Genomic DNA, 24,633 nt, shown 5'->3' with positions numbered 1-24,633 from the left:
TCATTTTGCATCACAATAAAATTAAATAAAATGCCAGAAGAAAGTATAAAACATATAGACTTTAATGAATTAGCAAAAACAGCTATATCACAACCATTAGTATCCAATATATACACCGCAGATCCTTCGGCTCATGTATTTAATGGTAAAATTTATATTTACCCATCCCATGATATTGATGCAGGAATACCTTTCAATGATAATGGAGATCATTTTGGAATGGAAGACTATCACGTTATATCAATGGAAAGCGTTACTTCCGAAGCTGTAGATAACGGATTAGCATTGCATGTAGACGATGTTCCTTGGGCAGAAAGACAGATGTGGGCTCCTGATGCTGCTCATAAAAACGGAAAATACTATTTGTATTTCCCAGCCAAACGTGCCAATGGAATTTTCCAAATTGGAGTAGCTATTAGTGATTCACCAATAGGTCCTTTTTTACCAGAACCCGAAGCCATCAATAGAAGTTACTCTATTGATCCAGCCGTTTTTGAAGACGAAGATGGTAAATATTACATGTATTTTGGCGGAATTTGGGGAGGTCAACTTCAAAAATACAGAAACAACAAATATGCTGAAGAAAACGAAGAACCTTCAGCCGATGAAGCTGCTCTGGGACCAATTGTTGCCTTATTAACAGATGACATGAAGGAATTTGCCGAAGAACCTAAAGAAATCAAAATTCTGGATGAAAACGGCGAAGAAATTTTAGCAGGAGATAATGAAAGACGTTTTTTTGAAGCTTCATGGGTACATAAATACAATGGAAAATATTACTTCTCCTACTCTACCGGTGACACTCATTTTATTTGCTATGCAACCGGTGATAATCCTTACGGTCCTTTTACCTACCAAGGAATAATTCTTAAACCCGTAATTGGATGGACCTCACATCACTCTATTTGCGAAGTGGAAGGAAAATGGTATTTATTTTATCATGATTCCAGCCTTTCTAAAGGAGTAACTCATTTGAGATCTATTAAAGTAACTGAAATTACGTATAATGAAGACGGTACAATAATTCCTATAGATCCATATAGAGAATAAACTTCTAAAATTTCAAAAGAAAAAAATATCAGTTTTCTGTTTATTACTGTTTTACCTTTTTTTATAGTATTAATTTCTCAAAGTAAATAATACTAAGATAGGAAGGCTATCAAACATAGATTTATAAAAAAATTAATGTTTTGGTAAAATAACCATAAAGAGATTAATCATAAAAATATAAAATGAAACCTAACACTCAACAATTAAACGATTTAATTATCCAAGTAAGAAGAGACATCCTTCGAATGGTACACGCTGTTAATTCAGGTCATCCAGGAGGTTCTCTAGGTTGTACTGAATTTTTAGTAGCCTTATATCAAAATATAATGGACCGCAAAGAAGGTTTTGACATGGACGGAATTGGTGAAGATTTATTCTTCCTTTCAAACGGACATATCTCTCCAGTTTTCTATAGCGTTCTAGCTAGAAGCGGATATTTTCCAGTTTCAGAATTGGCTAGTTTCCGTTTGTTAAATTCAAGATTACAAGGACATCCAACTACTCATGACAACTTGCCAGGAGTACGTATTGCATCAGGTTCTCTAGGTCAAGGAATGTCTGTAGCAATTGGTGCAGCTCAAGCTAAAAAATTAAACAAAGACAATCATATCGTTTATACACTTCACGGTGATGGTGAATTGCAGGAAGGTCAAAACTGGGAGGCTATCATGTATGCTTCTGCTAAAGGTGTGGACAACTTAATTGCAACTGTTGACCTTAACGGAAAACAAATTGACGGTACTACTGACGAAGTTTTAGCAATGGGTAGCCTTCGTGCTAAATTTGAAGCTTTTGATTGGGAAGTGGTTGAAATCACTAAAGGAAATGATGTTGAAGCTATCATTGGAGGAATGGCTGAAGCAAAAGCAAGAACCGGTAAAGGAAAACCAGTTTGTATATTATTGCATACTGAAATGGGTAATGGAGTTGATTACATGATGTACAGTCATGCTTGGCACGGTAAAGCACCTAACGATGCTCAACTTGAAAACGCGTTAGGACAAAATTATAATACTGGAGGCAATTCAGATTACTAATCCCCTCCTAACCTCCCCAAAGGGGAGGAATATCAAAATTAATAAATAACATAAACCCTATTACCCCAATAGGAACTCCCCTCCTTCGGAGGGGTTGGGGGAGGAAAATGAAAAAATATATAAATACAGGAAGTAAAGATACCCGTTCAGGTTTTGGAGTGGGAATGACTGAACTAGGTCAGAAAAATGAAAATGTAGTAGCACTTTGTGCGGATTTGATTGGATCATTAAAATTTGATGATTTCAAGAAAAATCACCCGGAGCGTTTTTTCCAAATTGGTATTGCTGAAGCAAACATGATTGGAATTGCTGCAGGTTTAACTATTGGTGGAAAAATTCCTTTTACAGGAACTTTTGCTAACTTTTCTACAGGAAGAGTTTATGACCAAATTCGTCAATCAGTTGCTTACTCTGATAAAAACGTAAAAATCTGTGCTTCTCACGCTGGGTTAACGTTAGGAGAAGATGGAGCAACTCACCAAATCCTTGAAGACATCGGTTTGATGAAAATGTTACCGGGAATGACTGTAATCAACACTTGTGATCACAACCAAACTAAAGCAGCTACAATTGCATTAGCTGACCACCACGGTCCTGCTTACCTGCGTTTTGGACGTCCTGTTGTACCTAACTTTACTCCTGCTGACGAACCATTTATCATTGGAAAAGCAATCATGTTAAACGAAGGCACTGATGTAACTATTGTTGCTACAGGTCACTTGGTTTGGGAAGCTTTAATTGCTGCTGAGAAATTAGAAGAAAAAGGAATTTCTGCCGAAGTAATCAACATCCACACCATTAAACCATTAGACGCTGAAGCTATTTTGAAATCGGTAGCTAAAACAAAATGTATCGTAACTGCTGAAGAGCACAACTACCTTGGTGGTCTTGGAGAAAGTATTGCAGGTGTATTAGCTTTACACCATCCTACTCCACAAGAATTTGTAGCTGTTAGAGATAGTTTTGGTGAATCAGGTACTCCTGAACAATTAATGGAAAAATACAAATTAAACAATCAAGCGATTGTTGAAGCTGTAGAAAGAGTTATTAAAAGAAAATAATTCGCCCCGATTCCGATAGCTATCGGGACTTTCGGGACTGAAATAAAAAACGAAACCGTCAAAAGTAAAATTTGACGGTTTTTTTTTATGGATAAATTATAAGGTACTACATAAGCCTAAAAAAGGCTGCCCGAAAGGGCAGCCTTAATAAAGATAGATTCTCTTTTACTACAAGATTCACTACACTACAATTTAACATTAATTGCAAATAACCATCTTTTTAGCATATTCTTTAAACCATTTATTCACTGGATTTGCACATGCCTGTGGATCATTATCATAAGCAATACCTCCGTTGACAGATCCTTTATCGATAAGATTTTCCGGGGATAAAACATTCCAGCTTACGTTGCCAGATTCATCAGTCAGCACTTTAAAATTAGCACCAAATCCCCAGCCTCCGGCTGTACCTGTCACTCCTCCTTTTCCCCAAACAGCATATTTATCTGGTCCCCAATCAATTTCTGTAATGGCAATAGGAGCTTTATCGGCAATAGGCTTAATATTTTCATTCCAATTTGCCCTAAATACAGTTGGATCATTATTATCTTTTCCCCAATAACCAGGATAAATGTGTACTGCATAACCAATATTTTCTCCTTCAATAGGATTTACAGCATAACCTTTATATTGCGATTGCCAACCCGAACCTGGAATCCAAAGAATATTATTAGCCCCATTCGTTCTAATCATATCGACAATGGGTTGGAAAAACAATTTCAACTGATCAAAGTGAGCTTGGGTATTAGCTCCATAAGTACCATCGGGAAGTTTAATTCTTACGGGTTCATTAGCCAGTTCAAACATCACGTGATCTGAATTTTTTAAAGAAGGATGTTTCGATATATAATCCCAAATTACTTTTAAATAATCATGATAAGCATCACCTACTGCTATATGCTCAGGACAAACACCAGGTGGACGCAAAACAATATACATTCCTCTGGTTTTAGCATGTGCAATAAGAGGAAGAATCACTTTGTCTACCGCATCCTTGAAACGATCGATATTAAATTGAGAAATATCATTTTCCTGAATCCCTGAAACACCTAAATTATTAGTCCAATAGGGATCGATATGCAATCGCACATAATTAAGATACCAACCTTGTTTAGCATCAGATAATTTATCCATAATTGCTTTGTTATATTGTAAACAAGAAGCAACATCATAATTATTCCAACGCCATTCGCCAACTGCTCCACCATTGAACCAAGGACTTGGTGTCATAGCAACTCCATGCATATTAATTATATTACCACAAGGATCTTTTAGATATTTACCAACTACTTTTAATTTAGGCGTTGCCAATGGCCAGGCAATGGTTTCTTCAACCGGGACTTCTTTTACAGGTTCTGTTTTGGTTGGAGTATCATCCTTTGAACAGGAAAACAAAAACAAAAAAGCAAATTGTATGCTAAATAATTTATATAATTTCATTCTGACTGATTTTAAAATTAATAAACCCTTTGAACGTAATTAAAAAATAAGTACGCCCAAAGGGTAAACTCAAACTAGTTATTTATGATTGATTTTAGATTATAAAGTTTTTCAACTATTACAATGCTTATTTTGAGGATTTAAGACCTTCGGCAAAACCAGCATAAGCAGGTTTACGACTGTAGTTTAAACTCCAAAGTCCGATAGGTTCTCCTCCTCTCCAGGATGAATTAGCTGGACTATCTGTCGCAGCCCATTGCGTAATACCGTAACGCTGAGCAGCTGGTACAATGTCAAAATAAGCTTCTACTATTTCTTTATAAAAATCTGACATCTGCTGTAGTTGGGCTGGAGTAACATTTTCCGTTTTTACCATGACTCCGCCCACTTTGATTCCCATATCAAGTTCCGATATTTTCACGAGTTTGCCAGTTGCTGCTAATTTTGTTAACATTGTTCTTATTCTCTCAATTGTAGTTTCCCCTAAGGTTACATGCATCTGAGTACCTATACCGTCAACAGTTTGTCCTTTACTTTCAATGTAATTGACATACTGAATAAGACCGTCACATTTATCACCACCTCCTTCTAAACCGTAATCGTTAATAAAAAGTATATCATTTGGATTTCCATGTAGTCTGGCCAGTCTAAACGCTTCCACAGCATAATCCTTTCCTAAATAATCCTGCCAATAGAATTCATCAGCAGCCATATTAGTTTTACCAACACCTGTTTTTAACTCAAATTGATTTGGCCAATCTGACATTGGCTCATTCACAACGTCCCAGGCTTTTACATACGTTTTACAATTACTAACCATACCAGTTATCCATTTATCAAGTGCTTCAGCGATTATGGCTTTCTTTTGTTCAGGAGTTTTTTCTTGTGTTTGAATACTTCCCGTTGCATTATACTTTTCAATTTTGACATTATCATAATAAAAACTAGAAGCGGTTTTTCCAAGATTAAAGGCAATTGTATTACAGTCTTTCATTTGTTCAGTAACTGTAATCTCTTTTACATAAGCTGTCCATGTAGTAGTATAAGGAACAGCACCAAAGAAATCCCAATGTCTATAACCTCCTGGGTTTAATTGCGCCTGTGTAGGTGAAGATGCTGTAACATCAGCACGCACATCCATAGTAAGCCTGTATTTCTCACCCACTTGTACAGCAGGAGAAAATTTTATATAAAGCTGTGCATCCCATTCATTAGTACGAACACTGGCATTAGTCAATTTAAGTGCTTTTCCTGTTCCGTTTGCTCCTTGACCAACTGCAGTATAACTAGAAGTTAAACCTGCATTAATCTGATAATTGGAACTATCATCGGTCTCAAAATTATTTTGCATTATCAAATCCCAACCTGGACCTGTTGTTGATAAAACATTTGGAGCGATCAATTTATTCAGATAAGTCGCATTTTGATTGGCATGCCAACACAGTGTATGCCCAAAAACAGATACATTAGCTTCCTGAGCCGTTTCTAATAATTTATTGACATTATCAAGTGAAAGACTTCCATCAGCTTTCACTATTGCGCCATGCTTCATTTCATACCCAAGAGTAATCTCATCAAAGTTTCTATTGGCCAATCTGTACATTACATTTTTATTTACGTAATCAGACAAACTGATTCCTAAACCTAATTTAAAATTAGGATTAGCTGTTCTGTCAACATACGTCTTTAGATCAGCATAGGCATCTATTACCTCCTGATCTGCAATACTCGATGGCTTTTCAACTTCGAAAGGGAGCAGATGTGATTCAGTACAGGATGCTAATGAAAACAGCAAAGCTGAAAGTGGTAAAAATTTAAATATATTTTTCATTTTAAATAGTTTTAATTGTTGATAAAATTATCAAGACTAATTAATCTCTGGAGTAAAAACTTCGGCTTTTACCCCTCTATTTCTTAAAACCAGAGTATCCGTTGTAGTAATGTTAAAATCACCATAGTTAACATTGTAATTTAAGTAAAGTGCATCTCGATCCTTAGCACCCCAACTATTTTTCTCTCCTCGTTTAACAAATTTCCCTGTTCCAGTGGCTGGATATAAAGTAGGATTAGAAGAAGAAATACTAACATCTCCTGTAGTCTTGTCAATAGTTAATATCAAATTCAAATTCATGTTATTACCGGATGCATCCTTGTAAGTAACAGGGAAATCAATAGTAGATAATGAAAGTGTGTTGATTTTAAAAACTTGATCTTGCTCAACATATTGTTGATGTCTCTTATCAGTTCTATTTTGAGCAGAATTAGTACTGTTTGTATAAACGTCAACTCCTCTTCTTAAATAGAAACCATCCCAAGGATTGATATATTTGATAGCATAAAATATAAAATCCTTTGGAGCTATAGACCAATGACTAATAATAGCTCTATTAGGATTCGAAATTAATTGCTTACCAGACAAAATAGTATCGGCATTTACCACATTAGTCATTCTAAGAGGAATTACATAGGTGTTTTTTATTGCAAGAGGGTCTGCAAAGAAGGCATCAGTAAGTTGTACATCGATACCACCAGTAATTTGACCTTTAGAAATTACAATTTTATCAGAAAGCAAAGAATAGTAGTTACTGGGCATAGCAACAATAGGATCTCCTCCTGGCCTAAACAATAGACCAGTAGTTAGAGGATTAGCCACTTCAACATCAATAGTAACATCTTTATTATTACTATCGACCCCACCTAGTGTAGCCATAATTCTACATTTATAGTCATTATCTAAAGTAGTATCAAAAATATCTTCTCCCAAAGTTATGGTTCTGACAGGAAATTGATAAGCAAAATAGACTGACTGATAGTCAAAATTATTAAAATCAGTATCTTGATTAGTACATGAAGATAAGGAAACCAATAAAATGACTAAAACTGAAAATATTTTATTTTTCATTTTTTCTTATGTTATATTAAATAAATTACAAAGTAGGGAATGTCTATCTCCAACCTTTGTTTTGAATCAAAGCAGTAAATTTTAACGTTTCAAAATAAGGAATAGGGCCATAAATCATGTCAGTAGTGAACACTCTATTCTCCACTTCAGGAAGTATTGTGTAGGTTGGTAATCCACTTGTAACTTGAATATTAACACCTTTAGCAGGTTCTGTCAAGTTTTCTTTCCATCTTCTTAAGTCCCAAAAACGGAAACCTTCAAAACACAACTCTAAACGACGTTCATTTCTGATTAATTCTCTCATAGCATCCTTATCAGATTTAATCGACTCTAAATAAGCATCCGGTTGTGTAATTCCGGCACGTTTTCTTAGTGCTGCAACAACATCATAAGCAGAAAAACCATAACTAGCTGTTGCTAAAGGTCCCCATGCTTCATTAGCTGCTTCTGCATAGATCAAATACAATTCAGTGTAACGCATACGAGGTCTGTAATGTCTTTGTTGGGTTCTCGATTGAGGGTTCAGGTTTATATCCTGTCTAAGAAGTTTTTTCATGTAATAACCAGTACGAGTACTGGTTTCCACTTTGTTTAAACCATCAACAGTTGTACTATTACTTGCAGTTGAAATTACACTTCCAGATACACCAGCTGTTTGACCATTAACTAAAATAAAATGATTCAAACGTGAATCACGGTTAGTATATGGATTTGAATCGTTGTAATTGCTCAAAGGATGAGAAATTGGGTAACCATTAGAAGCAGGAAAAGCATCTACCAAATTTTGAGTTGGGTTTAGACGACCACTACCAAAAAGTGATGGCGGATAATGATCCAATTCTAAGTTGTTACTGTTAGCAATATCTCCTCTCCAAACTACCTCTCTAGAGTTAACTCCTGAACCTAAGGTTTCAATTTCTGCATTTCGATACCAAGTTAAACCATTAGGATCTATTCCTGCAACACCACCATTTAAGGCAAGTAATTCACCTGCATAATCAGCAGCATTTGCCCAAGCCGTTTGACTACCATTATTAAAAGCCGGACTAGCAGCTAGTAATGCTACTTGCGCTTTCAGGAACATCACTATTCTTTTACTTACACGCTGTCTTGCCTGATTATCAAATACACGATTATAATCACTTAAATTTGTAAAACCAGGAGGTAAAGTGGTAGCAGTCTCATAATCCAATGGGAGCATAGCACTCGCCTTTTCAATATCACTGTATATTTGAGCTAAACATTGCTGAAACGTGTTACGTGGAATATTAAAATTAGATGAAGTTGATTCTGGATCTAACAAAATTGGAACCCCTAGCAGTTCATTATTATCCGTCACTCCAGCGTGAGCTTGTAATAGATAATACATATATAAAGCACGAAGTCCGTAAGCCTCTCCTTTTAATCGTTGTGCAAATAACAATCGAGCACCTTCATCTTTAGTCCAAGTTACCTTGTCTGCCTCAGCGATAAAAATATTCAAATATTGAATTGCAGCTTTTGAATTTGTCCATTGGTCAAAAGGATTAAAATTAGAATCCCATTGACCAGTTGCAGCTCTTCTGAAATTATTCTGTAAATCATTAGATACTGCATCATCTGTTGCTACATCACTAAAAGTCCATCCATTAGTAGGTAAACGAGTGTACCCATTCAAGAGAATACCCTGAGCGAATAATGCATCATCATACATATCTTCAAGATTTCTATTGTTAGCAATGTTTGGATCAATCAAATCCTCGCAACTAGTAAAGGTGAGCGTAAATGCGATTAGTATTAAAAAAAATTTATTCATATCATTTAATTTTATAATGATTTGTAATTAAAAGGAAGCTTTCAAGCCTAAATTAAAAAACCTGGTCTGTGGGGCACCACCTATGTTTAATTCCATCAATTCACGTTCTTGAGATATAGTCAATAAGTTAGCTCCATTAATGTAAGCACTTAACTCATTTACAAAAGAACTCTGCAAAATACGTTTTGGGAAATCATAAGTAAGCTGAACTCTAGAAAGATCAAATCTGTTAGTACTGTACAGCCAGAAATCCGAATTACGGTAGTTATTATCAGAAGTAAGCGTTGTCAATCTTGGGAAAGTAGCTGTAGCCTGATTTTCAACTGTCCAACTATTTCTCACATTAACAGAGTACTTGTCAATACCATCAATATTGTAATATGCACTCTGATTTTTCAAAGCATAAGCACCAACTTGACCCGTAGCCATAGCAAATAATGTAAAGTTTTTCCATTTAGCTGTGAAGTTTAGACCTCCAAAGAAAGGTGAACCATTAAAACCGGCTTTTCCTAAATAGACTTCATCCTGTTGATTAATAACTCCATCGCCATTTTGATCCTGATATTTAATATCACCAGGTTTCACTGTACCAAAAGCAGTAGCTGGACTATTAGCAATATCCTGTGCATCAGTATAAAAACCTAGATTTTTTAAACCAAAAATAGCATCCAACGGTTTCCCTTGTCTATACTGATAATCATCTTCTAATATTTCGGCTCTGCGTGATGCTGTAGTATTATAGTAATTTCCAGTAACTCCTAAAGATAAATCAACTGCACCTACTTTTTTATTAAAAGTAATATTAAAATCCAGACCTATACGATCGTCATTATTAAAATTAATAAAAGGAAGTAACGAACTATTAGGAAAATTAGTAACAAAATAATTTGGAAACAAAGCATTTGCTTGTGTAATATTTCCTTTCATTCTGTTAGCATAAAAACTACCATTGAAGGTAATCAATCTATTTAAAAATGACGCTTCAATACCTGCATTAATCTCACGTCTTTGCGCAAATGTAAGATCCAAATTTTCTCCTCTTCTAATGTCTGTACTTCTCTCTAAAGCACCATCTCTCCAGCTAAACCATTGTCCATCTGTTTGAGAATAAACCGTTTCATAAAGATAATAGTTTGAAGCACTAATGTCTGTATGTAATATACCTGCAGAAACCGTAATTTTTAGATTATCTAAAGCTTTCCAGTTTTTAAGAAATTTTTCTTCACTAAGCCTCCATCCTAAGGACAAAGTAGGTGATGGCATCATTCTTTTAGACTTAGCAAATCTTGCAGAATGCACTAAAGCTTCATTGAAATCAACATAGTACTTATTGTCATAATTGTATGAAAGGTTTAAACCTAAATTGGCATTACTCTCCTTGTGATAAATGGCAGAAGTTGAACGTTGATAACCGTTGACAAGAAACATGGCACCGAAGTTATTTTTGTCAATTTGCCTTTTATAATCAAGATTAGTTGAAAAAGTAAGTGTTTGTCTGTAAAAACTATTCGTTACATTCTGTCTACCATTACTAGCATCGTCATTAATCTTAGATAATGACGAGATTTGATCAAAACCTGCAAAAGTGTTCCAAGTAGGCTGATAAACAGCATAGGTATCATTATAAGAAGTCGTGTATTGTGTATCATAGTCAATACCAAAATTAGTATGTAATGTCAAACCTTTCATTAAACTATTCAAATTGGCATCGATACCTGTATTGAATTGAAATTGACGACTTACAAAATTACTATGACCTCCTGCATAAATTGAGCCAATTGGATTAGTTGTTTCTAATTGATTACCACCTAATAAATACCTCCCATCAATTAAATTCTTACTATTTCTGATTTGCAATTGTGATGCGGCATCAGAAGCTTCAATAAGGTCAATAGGAATTAACGGAGTATAACGAAATGGTCTCAAAGTAGCAGCACCACCCCAATAATCGGCATTTACACCACGAGAATTAGAATAAATAGCATTAACACCCAGTTTTGCAGTAATGAAATCATTTATCGCAACATCAACATTACCTCTAACATTAAAACGAGTCGTCTGGTTGTTTTTAGCTTCACCAAAGTTTAAAAGATCATTATTGTTAGAAAAATTCACAACTGTATAATACTGCGCAACTGGGCTTCCGCCTTTTATTTCAACATTAGCATCATAACGTCTTGAAAAACTTTTCAAGTATTTGGATGAATAATAATCAACATCAGGATAACGAAATTCGTTACCATTTGCATGATTAAAAATTGTTTCCTCACTGTACAAAGGAGCAAGACCATCATTAGCCAATGCCTGATTGTAATAAGACATATACTCAGCTGATCCCAGATACTTAGCAAATCGTTTTGGTACATCAATCCCTGCATTGGCACGAACACTAATTTGCTGTTTTTGCACAGAACCTCTTTTAGAAGTAATGTAAACTACACCTTGAGCAGCTCTACTACCATACAAAGCAACTGCATTAGCTCCTTTTAAGAAAGTAATTTGATCTATTTCAACTGGCAAAATAGACCCTGGCTCACGAAGAAAACCATCAACTAATACTAAATATCCACCTTGTCCCCAAATGTTATAATTAAATCCTCCAACTAAAGACTGCATTCCATCCAAACTGAATGTGGAATAACTTTTATTTAAAATATCCTGTACATTAACAAAAGAAATACCACTGGAAAGATCTCTCTCTTGTACCTTCTTGAAAGCAACTTGTACAGCATTGTCTTTGAGTAAAGAAATATTAAAATCATTTGATTTACTATTAACCGTAAAAGATTTACCAACAAACCCTTTGGCAACAACTGATAATTTTGCCCCTAAAGGAACATTAATCGAAAACTTACCACTAGGGTCGGTAGTCGATAATATATTGTCTTTCTCACCTACAAGAGAAGCACCATCAATAGGCTTTCCTTCTGCAGTCTTCACGATACCATTAACTTCAACATTACTAACTTGAGCCAATGACACCTTAGGAAAAAAAGCAATAATTAAAAAACATAACACTATTCTTAGCTGTATATATCTCATTATTTTCTAATTTGTATTTATAAATTTTAAAATGATTGTAAGTATTACCAACCTGGATTTTGAGGAAACTCAAGATACATACTCACATCAGCGTTTTTTAATGGCAACCAATAGTGCTTTTCTGAAAAATTTCTTTCCAAAATAGTTACTTGTCTTAGGTTATTAACCTTATTCGTCTTTGGCGTAGCTGGATTAAATGAAGCGTCACGATCAAACTCAAGTGATTTTTTCAATGTATAAGGACTTTTAATCAATAACATCCAACGACGTAAATCATTAAAACGATGTCCTTCAAAAGCCAATTCTACAGCACGCTCTCTGCGTAACTCTGGCATAAAAGCATCAACTGAACCTGTAAATTTACTTGCAACATGACCTACTCCTGCTCTGTCTCTTACAAAGTTAATAGCTTCAACAGCAGTTTTATTATAAGATGGATCCTTAGCCGTAGGCGAATTGTAAGCAACAGCAGTAGCCTCAGCATACATCAAATAAATATCAGACAAACGCATCCATGGAATATGAATATTCAAATTATTACCATAATTATATCCTCCATCATACAAATTAGCAGTGATAGGAATGAACTTATACAATAAATACCCTGTACGGCTACCAGTACTAATATTTCTATAGCTTCCACCAGTGTATAAATTAGCATTACGGTTAGAAGCGCTCGCTGCTGGCATTGTACCACTTACCATTTTTACCCCATCATAAATGATATCATTATAAAAACGTGGGTCACGGTCTTTCCATGGATAAGAAGGATCATACCCTGATTCAGGATCTGCTTGTGTTGGGTCGGTAATTGGCAAACCATTAGCCATACCATAATTATCAACATAATTAGCGGTAGGTAAAAATTTAACATCCCCATCAGTTAAAATTGGTGCAGGCTGATATTGCTTTGCAGTACCATAAGTTGAGCCATGTGCTCCTAAATAAGGACCTCTAAAAATAGCTTCGGTTCCACCAGGTATAGCCCAGTTTTGTCCAGTTGTATAAAAATTATCACTGTATTTAGCAAATGGTAATAAAGCATGTTTAGAACCTCCAGACTCTGTAATATTCAATAACTCAGCAAATGCCTCACTAGCTTTTTTACAAAATTCAGTATTATAGGATTCATTACCTGTTGAAACTTTGTTCATCAACGGACTACCCGCCCATAAATAGTTTTTACCAAGATAACCTAAAGCCATGATTTTATTAATACGCAACGCATTTTTAGTTTCGGTTCTCTTACCTGTAACGGTATTATCCCAATCAGCTGGTAATAAATCGGCTGCAGCTCTAAAATCTGCTGCTGCTTTCTCTGCACATTCTGCATAAGAAAGTCTTGGCAATTGTATAGGTGCATCAGCAGGAATCACATGATCAATATAAGGTAAACCACCAAAATATTGCATAAACTGGAAGTGAAACCAACCTCTAAAAAAAAGCAACTGTCCTTTTATCAAATTTTTTTCTTCCTGAGTAGCTTCTTCTAAAAGATCGATGTTAGCTAAACCAAGATTGGCTTTACGAATACCATACCAACCCAAAGTCCAAAGGTCTTTATTAAACCTACTGTTGTCGGTTCTCATATTATTCCTGTTTCTATTCATCCATCCTGCTTGCCAACCGTCATGTTCAGATTGCCAACCTAAAAAATTACCGTTGTCAATTTTCACTACAAAGTGAAAATCACGAGCCGTAGATTGAATCTCATCTTCACCCCAATTCCATGAATTAGTCCAATAGGCATTAGAAAAATCCGGAATACACATGTATAATTCTTCTGTAAAACCTTGAAATCTAGTAAAATTCTCAAAAGCGGCAGTCTCAGAAACAACAGCCTCTTGTGTTATATCCAAATACTCTTCACAAGAACTGGAAGAAATAATTACACTAAATAAGAAACTATACTTTACTATTGATTTAAAATAATTTTTCATATTTCTAAAATTTAAAAAATAATATTAGCACCTACATTATAACGCTTCACTGTAGGATAAGCTCCCTGTGATGCCCAACCAGTTCCAGCAAAATTACTCTCTCTATCATCCGGCATTTTTGACCAAATATATAAGTTATCACCATTGACAAATATTCTTACACTTTGTATTCCTAAAGACTTTACAAAAGAGGTCGAATTATCAAACGTATAAGCTATTTCAGCATTTTTAAATCTTACATAGGAGCCATCATACATAAAACGCTGTGCATTATTATACGGACTCGGTGTTGACAACCATCGTGGCATAGGAACATCAGCATTTACATTGTCTTTATTCCAAAGTGATCCTTGATCATAAACTACGGTGTTTTGTGAAACTAAACTACCTAGAACTACTTGTCTAGTCACATTGTTTACGCCATAAAATTGAACAAAGGCACTAAATTTTTTCCAGTTTAAACCTACGTTTGCATTGTAGGTATTTTGCGGTACACCAGCATATCCATAAGGTATATTATCAAAAGTATTGATAACCCCATCAGCATTGTAATCGATAAGATTATAATTACCCGGTAACTTTTGAGCATCATTCTGATCGTGGATTGTACTTGCATACAACTCATCCCAAGTATTATAATAACCTTGAGCTACATGAGAGTAAGCTTGACCTAGAGGTCTTCCGTTTGGCTTCTGATAATCTGGCAAAAGTTTTGGAGCATCCAATTCAATGACTTCACTCTTAGCATGAGTCATATTTAAATCTGACCATAAATTCAAGCCATTAGCAAAAGTATGATTCAGTTTTACTTGAATCTCATAACCCTTATTTCTAACTAGACCAAGGTTAGCCGCAGGAGGTGAAGAAGCTCCATAGTAAGAAGGAATTGCTCTAGCGACACCGTTCAACATAATATCCGAACGTTCATCTTGAAAGACATCAACAGAACCTTTTAAGAATCCTTTGAAAAAACCAAAATCAATACCAAAATTTGATTTAACCACTTTTTCCCATTTCACATTAGGATTCCCTACTGTATTTTCCGTGTACCAAACATAAGGACTCAATTCACCGCCTTCACCAATAGTACCCAGTTGAGACTGACCTCCCAATCCCCATAATGATTGATAAGCAAATCTTCCTCCTGCATTATCATCCCCAACTTCACCATAATTGGCTCTTAACTTTAATAAATCAATAAAGGAACTGGTTTTCTTCATAAAATTCTCCTTGGTGATAATCCAACTCAAACCACCTGAAGAAAAGAAACCAAAACGATTCCCTTCACCGTATTTTTCTGAACCATTGTAAGCTCCATTGTATTCTATAAAATATTTTCCTTTGAAATCATAAGTAGTACGGAACACCCAGTCCTCACGATAACTAGGAATTTGAGAACCTTGTGTGAATTCGTTACGATTCACCAAAGCTGTAACTCCTATGTTGTGATCACTGTTTATTGTTGTATTATAATTTAACTGTCCTTGGTAAAACAATCTTCTATAAGTTTGATTGTTATCAACATTACCTGCACTAGGTGTCCACCTTACACCATCTTGAAAGTCAAATCTATTATTTGCATCGAATGGTCTTTTGTAAATTGTAAGACCCGTTGCTGGATCAATCCATTTTTCCTGAGTATTATTATTAATATCATTAACACCTCTAGAAACTTCACGAAAACTATTATCAAAGGCAATTGTACCCGTTAAAGAAAGTCCTTTTATGAATTTATCCAAATTTTGTGTTAGAGTAAAATCCGTATTAATTCTGGTAGTAGTCTGATATTCCACTCCACTTAGTGCCAAACTACGAACGGAGTTAGAGGCTCTACCTTCATTAGGTGCAAAATACCCCCAAGAACCATCACTCTCATAATAAGGTAAAAACACGTCTGGTGCAGTAGAATAAGCAGCATCCCACATGGTATATTCATTTAAACGTGCGGCTGGCATTTTTCTAACACCATGGGAACCTGATAAACTAACTTTAAAAGTAGTTGTAGGGCTTAGAGTAAAATCTAAATTTGTTCTTACGTTTATACGGTCAAAACCATAACCTCCTTCGTAACCTCTATTATTATCAACCTTTCTAAAAAGATCACCCTCATGTAAATAATCGATACTAGAGAAATATTTCACGAAATCGGTACCACCACTTACGTTTAAACTAGCATTGTGTGACATTACAAAATCTTTAAATAATGTTTTTGCCCAATCCACATTTGGATAACGTTCTCTCTCCGTTTGGTCAGCTGGAAATCGGTATTTATCAATAATCTCCTGAGGCAAATAATTGTTCCATCCTCCAGGAGAAAGAGACAACTCATTTTCGATAGCCTGATTTTTTATCATTAAAGCGTCATAAGCGTCAAACTTATTGGGCAATTGAGAAGGACTTTTCATAGTAGAGTTAACTCTTGCACGAATTTGAGCCTTTCCTAAACTACCTCTCTTAGTAGTAATAATAATAACCCCATTAGCCCCTCTACTACCATAAACTGCAGTAGCAGAAGCATCTTTCAATACCGAAACCGTTTCAACAGATCCAATATCAACACTATTCATTGGACGCTCAATACCATCTACCAAAACAAGAGGATCTGATCCACTAGGCGAACTGGAGCCACGTATTACGATACGAGGATCTTCTTCACCTGGCATTCCCGTACTTGCATTGGTTACTAAACCTGGTGCATTCCCCGTTAAAGCAGCACCTAAACTTGAAACACCTCCAGCGCGTTCTAAGGTTTTACCTGAAACTTGAGAAATAGCAGCAACTAAACTCTCCTTTTTTTGCGTTCCATAACCTACAATAACAACTTCTTCTAAAGTAGTTTGATCTGAAGTCATAATTACATCAATTACAGATTGCCCGCTTACCTTCTTCTCAATGGTTTTGAAACCAATGCTGGAAAAAACCAATATAGCATCTGATGACGGTACATTAATTTTATATTTTCCATCAAAATCGGCTACCACCCCAATTTTCGGATTTCCCTTCACTACAATAGTTACTCCAGGAATTGGCATCTTGTCGTCTGCCGAAATAATTGTTCCCGAGACAGTAATTTGTTGACTGTTTTGATTCTTTTTAAGAGCTAAATAAGGTAAAGATGAATTCCCTTCACTAGCCAACAATACATTCGAAAACAAAAACTGAAATAAAACTCCCATTACCACGATATTTGTTTTTCGTGGAATTTTAATTAATCGTATTTTCATATTAATATTTTGACATTTTTTAATTTATTACAAATTAGAACTTAACTTTTTTTTGCCATATAATTTTTTTCATTTTCAATAAAACTGATTTCTAATGAATCTAATTTATGGTTATGAAAATCACCATACATAAATACAGTGAAATTTTAAAAAAAACTTTCATTTCATAGGCTTGAGTTGGTCTGTTTAGTTGTTAGTTAATAGTTTTTTGTTTGGTTATTTAATTTAGTTTTTTGAATCTGTTTATGAAGCATTAAGCACTCCATAATTAATTGTCCTTTATTTTCAAATGCAACACCGCTGCTTAGCTATACTCTTTATAAATGTAAAAAAAGACTTTATAAAAAAACAACCGATTGTGCAGTTTAATCAACTTTTTTAATTTTTTTTTCCAGTTCTTACTAATATCAACACCTTCTACATTTATCCTGAATACAGTTTCTGACTTAAAAAAAGCCGAGAGTAACCAATTCCCGGCTTTAATAATAAAACCACACTAACTATGAATTCAAACTATTATTAAGAAAGCATTAATTACAATCTTCTATTAATACATTTACATTAACAAAACATTAAGAACTTAACAAATGTAAAATAAATTTACAAAACACACAACCGATTGCGTATTTATTTTTTAAAAAATTTACAATTAAAATTAACATTGTATATTTATAATCACATATAATTACCAAATAAACAATTTCAAACCAATTAACAAATTGGATTTTTAAACTTATTTCTAAATGAGTTATTGAGTAATAATTATTTTTAAAATGATTTTTCCACGCATTAACATAATTTTTAATAAAAAATCGTATCGAGAACAAGGTAATTTTATTAAAATGTCATCGATACGATTTCGTAAAAAAACACAATTCATTATCGGTAGTTTAGACCTCTACAGATAGCCCAACCACTTACAAGCATCCTTTTTAGTAGAAATTTTCATTATGGTCGTGCATCATTAGTTGAAGTAGCATACAATCCTAATAAACAACCTGTAAATCCACCTGCAACATCCGTTGATAAAATATCTCCGGAAACAATTCCTCCTACATTAACAAAATCAGTTCCGTTTACAGAATAAGCAAATTCATAATCATCCCCATTCGCTTTCATTTGAAGCTGAACCGGTTTTTTAAGATCTATTTTTGCACTTGCCACAATTGTAGAATTTATTGCGGCATCTCTTCTTGTTTTTTGATTTTTTTGCAGCACTACATAGTATTCTTTATCCTTCATGGTAATTCCAAAAACATAATTAGAACCTTCATTTTGCAAGGCTACAACCCCAGCTAAATCTTTGTCTGATTTCGGTTTGTAATCAATAGTAGTTGTCAATGAAAATCTATTATGTTGTTGGCGATAAAACAACGTAGATGTTGGTTTTAACTCTTTTATATTGGTTTCAAACGGATTAATTTGCAATCCTTTTTTGGTAATTGCTGTAAATTTTTCACGAGGTCCTCTTAGACCAATCCAACGATTATCCAATTTGTTTGATGTGAAATTATCATTGAAAGTGAAATTACCATTCGGGAAGAATCCTTCCTTACCTGTTTTGTTTTCAGTAGCTCCTTGTGGCATTTTCATTTTTGGTTCCAATGGAACCAATCCATTTTCGAAAACCGGAAATTCACCAGACCAATCTACAGGCAAAATAAAAGTTTCACGACCGGTATTTACCCTATTTTTTTCGTTTGGTCTAACCGCTAAGAAAACACCATAATATTTGTCTCCAGGTCCTTTAACCAAATCGGCATGACCAGCCCAATCGACTTTGTTTTTTCTGTCTCTTCCAAAATACTTTTGTGTTAGAATTGGATTGCTTGGTGCAGGAATAAATGGTCCTTTTGGACTATCACTTTTAAAGATAACCTCAGTATGATTGCCTCCAGTACCACCTTCAGCACACATTAAAAAATATTTTCCGTCTTTCTTATAAAGATGTGGTGCTTCAATCCAAATTGGATTTTTAGCAGGATCTACTCCTCCATCAACAATAATCTTGTCAGTTCCCGGAATTACTTTATCATTTTCAACATCATATTCCCAAATTTTAATCACACGATGTCCATTGTAACGCTCTTTCCCATTATCTGGAGCATCATTATGAACGATATAACCTTTACCGTTATCATCAAAGAAAATAGAAGGATCGATACCTCCAAAACCTAATTTTATTGGATTCCCCCAACCTTTTTTAGGATCTTTTGTTTTTACAATAATATTATTCAAACCTCCTGAAAATGCTGTTACAATCATATAGAATGTATCATTATGTGGATTATAAGTAATTCCAGGCGCATAAACTCCAGCACTAATTCCGGTGTCATGAGGATTGAATTGCGTAACATCATTCAATACTCCTCCCAGGTCAGTCCAGTTGACCAAATCTTTAGAGTGAAAAATAGGCACACCCGGAAACATGGCAAACGAAGAACATACCATGTAATAATCGTCCCCTTTTCTAGTGATGGCCGGATCAGGATAGCATCCTTGTAAAATAGGAGTATAAAACTCATCAGATTTTAATGGATTATCTATATACACCTGATCGTTTCCTTGATAGCTGAAATTAGAAAATAAAGGAGGATTATTTTTTGGTTTATTTTGGCTGTTTGCTCCAGTTACAGATAACAAAACAACGCTTAATAATAGTAAGACTTTTGTTTTTTTCATTAGGTTAATTTTTAATTGTTTATTTTTTATTGCTTAATTATTTTATTTCTAGACTTAATTTAGGATACTTTTGAAATCAGCTAACATAATTTTTATTCATGTATCTTTCGAATCCTAATTTAAAAACTTTTTAGACAACCGATTGCTTTTTTCTTAAAAAAAAATAAAATTATTTTGAGAATTTCCAATAATCAAAATACATAATATCCTTTTGGGCTTTCCCTTTAAAAACGAAATAGACATCATGAATTCCGGATACTTTTTTTATATCAATTGTCTGTAATACCCATCTGTCATTTCCTCCTGTCATTGGAACATTTACAGTTCCAATTAATTCTCCTTCTTTACTGTCCAATCTTACTTCCATAGTTACATTCCCGTTGTGAGTTGTACCTATTCGGGCTGTAAATTTAGAAGCTCCCTCTTGACGAAAATCTACCTCTTTGACTTTGGTATAAGCATTATTATATTTTGCTGTAATAAAATTACCAACTACATTATTCTTCATAGACTTCACACCTTCAGACCACGCAATAGTTTCTGCTTCAGTTTTCACATAAGGATTTAATGGAGCTAAACTCTTTTTTATGCCTTCGGTCATATTCATCTGTACAATCGAACCGTCTTTATTAAACTTAGCCTCTTCTACACTAACGGAACGGGTAAAACCTCCACCTCCCGGCAATGCACCATTATGATAGAAAAAATAACTTTTCCCTTTAAAATCAATAATCCCGGGATGATTGGTAAAAGAACCTCCTTGTGTAGGCATTACAACACCTTGGTATTTCCAGGGTCCAAGTGGACTTTTACTGGTTGAATAGCCAATATGTTCGGATATAGGTCCTGCTGCAAATAATAAATAGTAAAGACTATTTCGTTTGTATAGCCATGGTCCTTCTTCATAAGTTGTTGGTCTTTGTTCATTCACTTTTCCTTCACGCTTTCCAAATGCTTCTATTGTATTAGGAAATTGTTGGATTTCACCTTCATAAGAAATCATGTCTTCATTCAACTTAACATAATAACATACCGGATTTCCCCAAAATAAATAAGCCTGACCATCATCATCTATAAAAACGGTTGGATCTATATCGGCATTACTATTCGAAACTAAAGGTTTCCCTAATGGGTCAATAAATGGTCCATAAGGACTATAGGCAACAGCAATACCTATACCGTTCTTTCCTTGACGATCGGTAATGGGTACATACATATAAAATTTTCCCTTTCGTTCAATACACTGAGGTGCCCAGGCATTCATTTTTGCCCAGGCAAACTCTTTATAAGACAATACCGCTCCATGATCAGTCCAATTGACCATATCTTCAGTGGTATACAATCGCCAATCGTTCATGGTAAACCAGGTAGAATCATCTTCATCATGGCTTGTATATAAATACACTTTACCATTGTATACCATTGGAGCAGGATCGGCTGTATAATTGGTTTGTACAATAGGATTTTGTGCTTCTCCTATTGAACAATTTAAGAGGATAATAAATATTGCTACTATTTTATAGGGTTGTTTCATAGTTCTAATTCGTTATTACAAATCCTCCATTAGGTTGTATTGTTATTGATAACTGTCCGTTTTTAGAAACTTTTAAATTGCTTGTATACGTTTCTTTATCCGCTTTATCATTATACATAGTAACACTTTGGCCTGCAAGCATAGGAAGTTTAATTTTTAATTCTTTAGCTGTTTTTTCTGCATTTACACCTGCCACGTACCATTTTTGTCCATGTCGGCGGGCTAAAACACTGTATTTTCCTGGATATCCATCTATAAAAACCGTTTCATCCCATGTAGTTGGAACATTTCTTAAAAATTCCAATTCAAAAGCAGGTACATCTACAAGATTATTAGGAGTTAGACCAAACATTTGAACAGGATTTTGAAAAAGAACTGAAGTTGCTAACTGAAAAGCATCTGTAGTCAATCGGAGTTGTCCTTTTTGATTTCCTTTGTTTAGATATTTATTTAATAATACTCCTCCAAATTCCATACTACCTACCGCATTTCGAATAAAAGGATGCAATGAGGCAAAATAGGCTTCTTTTTCGCGTACATCCTGCGAAAAAATCAACATTTCAGAAGCTACTACCGCTTCGCTTCCCACAAAATTTGGATACATTTTTTCCCAGCCACGAGGCAATGTAGCACCATGAAAAACAATCATCAAACCATAATCATTAGCATCTGAAAGAATATCTTCATACAATTTCATCGTTTCTTGTTTGTCTCCTCCAAAGAAATCTACTTTCAATCCTTTTACTCCCGCTTCTTTAAGCCATTTCATTTCGTTCTTTCGGGCAATCGCAGTATTCATTTTATTAAGTGGAGTCTGAAAAGCATCATTAACAGTACCATTAGAATTGTACCACAAGAATACCTCTACATTTTTAGATTTAGCATACTGGATTAATTCTTTCATTTTATCATACCCAATTCTATCATCCCACCAGGCATCAATTAAAATGTATTCAAATTTCATAGCGGCGGCCAGATCAATATATTTTACCTGATCTTCATAATTCATACTATTGTCTTGCCATACAATCCAGCTCCAACTGCCTTTACCCATTTTATATTCTTGTGAAGGCTTGTAAAGTGGTTTTACAACATCAAAAGGAATTGTAGTTTCGACAATAGGTTTTAGTGTCTCTCCAACCGTAATTGTTCGCCAGGGTGTTACACCAGGAAGACTTATTTGTGCTCCCGAACTTCCAAAACCATTGTTTTGTTTCGAATTTGGATATTCTACAGTATATATTCCGTTTTTATACCCACTTAAATGTGAAGCGGTATACAAACTACTCACTCCTGTTTCTGATAATAAAACCCAAGCTTTATTGGCTAAATTGAAAAGTCCGGGAAATACATAACCTTCAGAAGATGTGGTTTTACTTAATGGAGCATCAGCTTCGTAACCGCTTTCATAACTAGGTGCAGTACGAGCAAATCCTGTCATTGGTCGCATCATTGGAGAAAGAAAAGTTGTGGTTGATGACGGAAATTTAAATCCTGTTTTTTCTTCAGAAACTACACAAACTTTAGTATCTCCCCACGCAGGAAGCTCATATCTAAAAGCAATATTATTATTACTTACCTGAAACAAAACTGCTATTTTTTGTTGCTTAGCATTCGAAAACACACAATTTAAAGTATTGGCATTATAGTTTACTTCTGATTGTTTAATCTTAGTCTGATGATAAGTTTCCTCTACTTTAGCTGCAGTTGAATTTACAAAATTCATATTAGTTGTAAAATCGCCAGCATTAGTAATTAATCCTAGTGGAGAATCTTCTAATACAATTCCTCCCTTGTAAGTAACGGAATAAAATGCCGTTCCATCATTAATTAATACCTTCAATGTCAGGTCTCCATTAGGACTGGAAACCGACATTGTATTTTGTGAATAAGCTGCTGAAAAAATTATGAAGCAGCATAAAACAATTATATTTTTCATTATCCTTTTTTTAATTCTATTCACTACATTTTTTTTAAAAATTCTAGTGTGTTTTTTTTATTTAGCGGAAGTAGAAGTATTATCCAAAATAGTGTATTGACCCAATGAAGAAACATCAACAGGCTTAAACAAAAACTGTGACAACATATACAAACCATTTTTCCAAACTTTAAAATCATGTCCGCCTGGCTCTAAGTAATATACATGTGGTACGTTTTTTTCCAATAAATAATCATGTAAACGCTTGCCATAAGTAATTAATCCATCTTTGTCTCCACAGGAAATCCAAAGCAATTTTAATTTTTTCTTTGCTTCTTCCGGATTTGGTACTAAAACTTCTGGTAATTTAGTATTAGGTGCAGATGAAAAACCTCCCACCCAGGCAAATTTGTCTAAGTTCCCTAAACCAAAATTAAGTGATTGACCTCCTCCCATAGAAAGTCCTGCAATAGCGCGGTTCTCTCGATCAGTCAGAGTTGGATATGTTTTTTCGATAAACGGAATTAAATCATCCAAAAGATCTCTTTCAAAAGTGGCAAAACCTTGAACCTTATCTGGAGCCATAATATTTCCAGTAGCCCGGTCATCTTTAATAGCTCGTCCGTTTGGCAACACCACTATCATTGGCTTGATTTTTCCTTCAGCAAATAAGTTGTCCAATATGATTTGTGGAGTCCCTCCTTTTAGCCACTCTTTTTCATCACCGCCAATACCATGCAGTAAATAAAGTACAGGATATTTTTTGTCCTTTGAAAATCCAGGAGTCTTATAAACTAAAGCCTTTCTGGTGGTTCCTACTGTTTTTGAATCATAAGCGATGGTATCTATTGTACCGTGAGCGATAGCTGGCTTTAATTGGTCAAATCCCTTCGGACCTTCTTTTTCGATTTTTTGTGCAACAACAATTAGATTACACATAAAAAGCATTGTTGCTGTAACAATAATTTTTTTCATTATTTTATTTTTAGGTTGGTTGATAATTGGTTT

General features: G+C 34.7%; 14 protein-coding genes. 3 read left to right on the top strand and 11 right to left on the bottom strand.

The annotated features are described in order from the left end of the window. Window positions 1-30 precede the first annotated feature (30 nt). From FDM27_RS01810 to FDM27_RS01800, 3 genes are all read left to right on the top strand, one after another. The gene (locus FDM27_RS01810) at window positions 31-1,050 is read left to right on the top strand and encodes a glycoside hydrolase family 43 protein (protein ID WP_140484964.1); all 1,020 of its coding nucleotides are present in this window, start codon (window positions 31-33) and stop codon (window positions 1,048-1,050) included. 182 nt (window positions 1,051-1,232) lie between these two features. After that, a complete protein-coding gene (locus tag FDM27_RS01805) occupies window positions 1,233-2,087 on the top strand; it encodes a transketolase (RefSeq protein WP_140484963.1) in 855 nt (284 codons plus the stop codon). 107 nt (window positions 2,088-2,194) lie between these two features. Next, window positions 2,195-3,148 carry a transketolase family protein gene (locus FDM27_RS01800; protein WP_140484962.1) on the top strand — a complete coding sequence of 318 codons (954 nt, stop codon included), beginning with the start codon at window positions 2,195-2,197 and terminating at the stop codon, window positions 3,146-3,148. 198 nt (window positions 3,149-3,346) lie between these two features. Here the strand turns inward: FDM27_RS01800 and FDM27_RS01795 are convergent, their stop codons facing one another. The 11 genes from FDM27_RS01795 to FDM27_RS01745 all read right to left on the bottom strand — a co-directional run bounded on the left by FDM27_RS01795 (window position 3,347) and on the right by FDM27_RS01745 (window position 24,600). Further along, window positions 3,347-4,588: a cellulase family glycosylhydrolase gene (locus tag FDM27_RS01795; RefSeq protein ID WP_140484961.1), complete on the bottom strand. Its 1,242-nt coding sequence runs from the start codon at window positions 4,586-4,588 to the stop codon at window positions 3,347-3,349. 127 nt (window positions 4,589-4,715) lie between these two features. Then, entirely contained in the window at window positions 4,716-6,419 is a 1,704-nt protein-coding gene (locus tag FDM27_RS01790) for an endo-1,4-beta-xylanase (protein WP_140484960.1), read from the bottom strand. 36 nt (window positions 6,420-6,455) lie between these two features. Further along, entirely contained in the window at window positions 6,456-7,490 is a 1,035-nt protein-coding gene (locus FDM27_RS01785) for a DUF5627 domain-containing protein (RefSeq protein ID WP_140484959.1), read from the bottom strand. Window positions 7,491-7,533: 43 nt separating this feature from the next. Then, complete coding sequence (locus tag FDM27_RS01780) at window positions 7,534-9,285, bottom strand: RagB/SusD family nutrient uptake outer membrane protein (protein WP_140484958.1); 1,752 nt, start codon at window positions 9,283-9,285, stop codon at window positions 7,534-7,536. A 27-nt stretch (window positions 9,286-9,312) separates the two neighbouring features. Continuing rightward, window positions 9,313-12,327 carry a SusC/RagA family TonB-linked outer membrane protein gene (locus FDM27_RS01775; protein WP_140484957.1) on the bottom strand — a complete coding sequence of 1,005 codons (3,015 nt, stop codon included), beginning with the start codon at window positions 12,325-12,327 and terminating at the stop codon, window positions 9,313-9,315. Between the two features lie 44 nt (window positions 12,328-12,371). Continuing rightward, window positions 12,372-14,267: a RagB/SusD family nutrient uptake outer membrane protein gene (locus tag FDM27_RS01770; RefSeq protein ID WP_140484956.1), complete on the bottom strand. Its 1,896-nt coding sequence runs from the start codon at window positions 14,265-14,267 to the stop codon at window positions 12,372-12,374. Between the two features lie 11 nt (window positions 14,268-14,278). Next, on the bottom strand, window positions 14,279-17,491 hold the full coding sequence (locus FDM27_RS01765) for a SusC/RagA family TonB-linked outer membrane protein (protein ID WP_140484955.1): 3,213 nt from the start codon (window positions 17,489-17,491) through the stop codon (window positions 14,279-14,281). Window positions 17,492-18,439: 948 nt separating this feature from the next. After that, the gene (locus tag FDM27_RS01760) at window positions 18,440-20,173 is read right to left on the bottom strand and encodes a glycoside hydrolase family 43 protein (RefSeq protein WP_140484954.1); all 1,734 of its coding nucleotides are present in this window, start codon (window positions 20,171-20,173) and stop codon (window positions 18,440-18,442) included. 169 nt (window positions 20,174-20,342) lie between these two features. After that, entirely contained in the window at window positions 20,343-21,707 is a 1,365-nt protein-coding gene (locus FDM27_RS01755; protein ID WP_140484953.1) for a glycoside hydrolase family 43 protein, read from the bottom strand. Between the two features lie 4 nt (window positions 21,708-21,711). Further along, window positions 21,712-23,646 carry a glycoside hydrolase family 97 protein gene (locus FDM27_RS01750; protein ID WP_140484952.1) on the bottom strand — a complete coding sequence of 645 codons (1,935 nt, stop codon included), beginning with the start codon at window positions 23,644-23,646 and terminating at the stop codon, window positions 21,712-21,714. Window positions 23,647-23,703: 57 nt separating this feature from the next. Continuing rightward, entirely contained in the window at window positions 23,704-24,600 is an 897-nt protein-coding gene (locus FDM27_RS01745) for an alpha/beta hydrolase (protein WP_140484951.1), read from the bottom strand. Window positions 24,601-24,633: the final 33 nt, after the last annotated feature.

It is taken from the genome of Flavobacterium sp. GSA192, assembly GCF_006386525.1.
Lineage (GTDB): Bacteria > Bacteroidota > Bacteroidia > Flavobacteriales > Flavobacteriaceae > Flavobacterium > Flavobacterium commune.
This window is presented reverse-complemented; position numbering and strand designations above follow the sequence as displayed.

Excerpts from the sequence above, each read along its gene's own strand:
- FDM27_RS01760 (WP_140484954.1), bottom strand. The coding sequence starts at position 20,173 with ATGAAAAAAACAAAAGTCTTACTATTATTAAGCGTTGTTTTGTTATCT.
- FDM27_RS01805 (WP_140484963.1), top strand. The coding sequence starts at position 1,233 with ATGAAACCTAACACTCAACAATTAAACGATTTAATTATCCAAGTAAGA.
- FDM27_RS01810 (WP_140484964.1), top strand. The coding sequence starts at position 31 with ATGCCAGAAGAAAGTATAAAACATATAGACTTTAATGAATTAGCAAAA.
- FDM27_RS01795 (WP_140484961.1), bottom strand. The coding sequence starts at position 4,588 with ATGAAATTATATAAATTATTTAGCATACAATTTGCTTTTTTGTTTTTG.
- FDM27_RS01770 (WP_140484956.1), bottom strand. The coding sequence starts at position 14,267 with ATGAAAAATTATTTTAAATCAATAGTAAAGTATAGTTTCTTATTTAGT.
- FDM27_RS01755 (WP_140484953.1), bottom strand. The coding sequence starts at position 21,707 with ATGAAACAACCCTATAAAATAGTAGCAATATTTATTATCCTCTTAAAT.
- FDM27_RS01790 (WP_140484960.1), bottom strand. The coding sequence starts at position 6,419 with ATGAAAAATATATTTAAATTTTTACCACTTTCAGCTTTGCTGTTTTCA.
- FDM27_RS01800 (WP_140484962.1), top strand. The coding sequence starts at position 2,195 with ATGAAAAAATATATAAATACAGGAAGTAAAGATACCCGTTCAGGTTTT.
- FDM27_RS01765 (WP_140484955.1), bottom strand. The coding sequence starts at position 17,491 with ATGAAAATACGATTAATTAAAATTCCACGAAAAACAAATATCGTGGTA.
- FDM27_RS01750 (WP_140484952.1), bottom strand. The coding sequence starts at position 23,646 with ATGAAAAATATAATTGTTTTATGCTGCTTCATAATTTTTTCAGCAGCT.
- FDM27_RS01775 (WP_140484957.1), bottom strand. The coding sequence starts at position 12,327 with ATGAGATATATACAGCTAAGAATAGTGTTATGTTTTTTAATTATTGCT.
- FDM27_RS01745 (WP_140484951.1), bottom strand. The coding sequence starts at position 24,600 with ATGAAAAAAATTATTGTTACAGCAACAATGCTTTTTATGTGTAATCTA.
- FDM27_RS01780 (WP_140484958.1), bottom strand. The coding sequence starts at position 9,285 with ATGAATAAATTTTTTTTAATACTAATCGCATTTACGCTCACCTTTACT.
- FDM27_RS01785 (WP_140484959.1), bottom strand. The coding sequence starts at position 7,490 with ATGAAAAATAAAATATTTTCAGTTTTAGTCATTTTATTGGTTTCCTTA.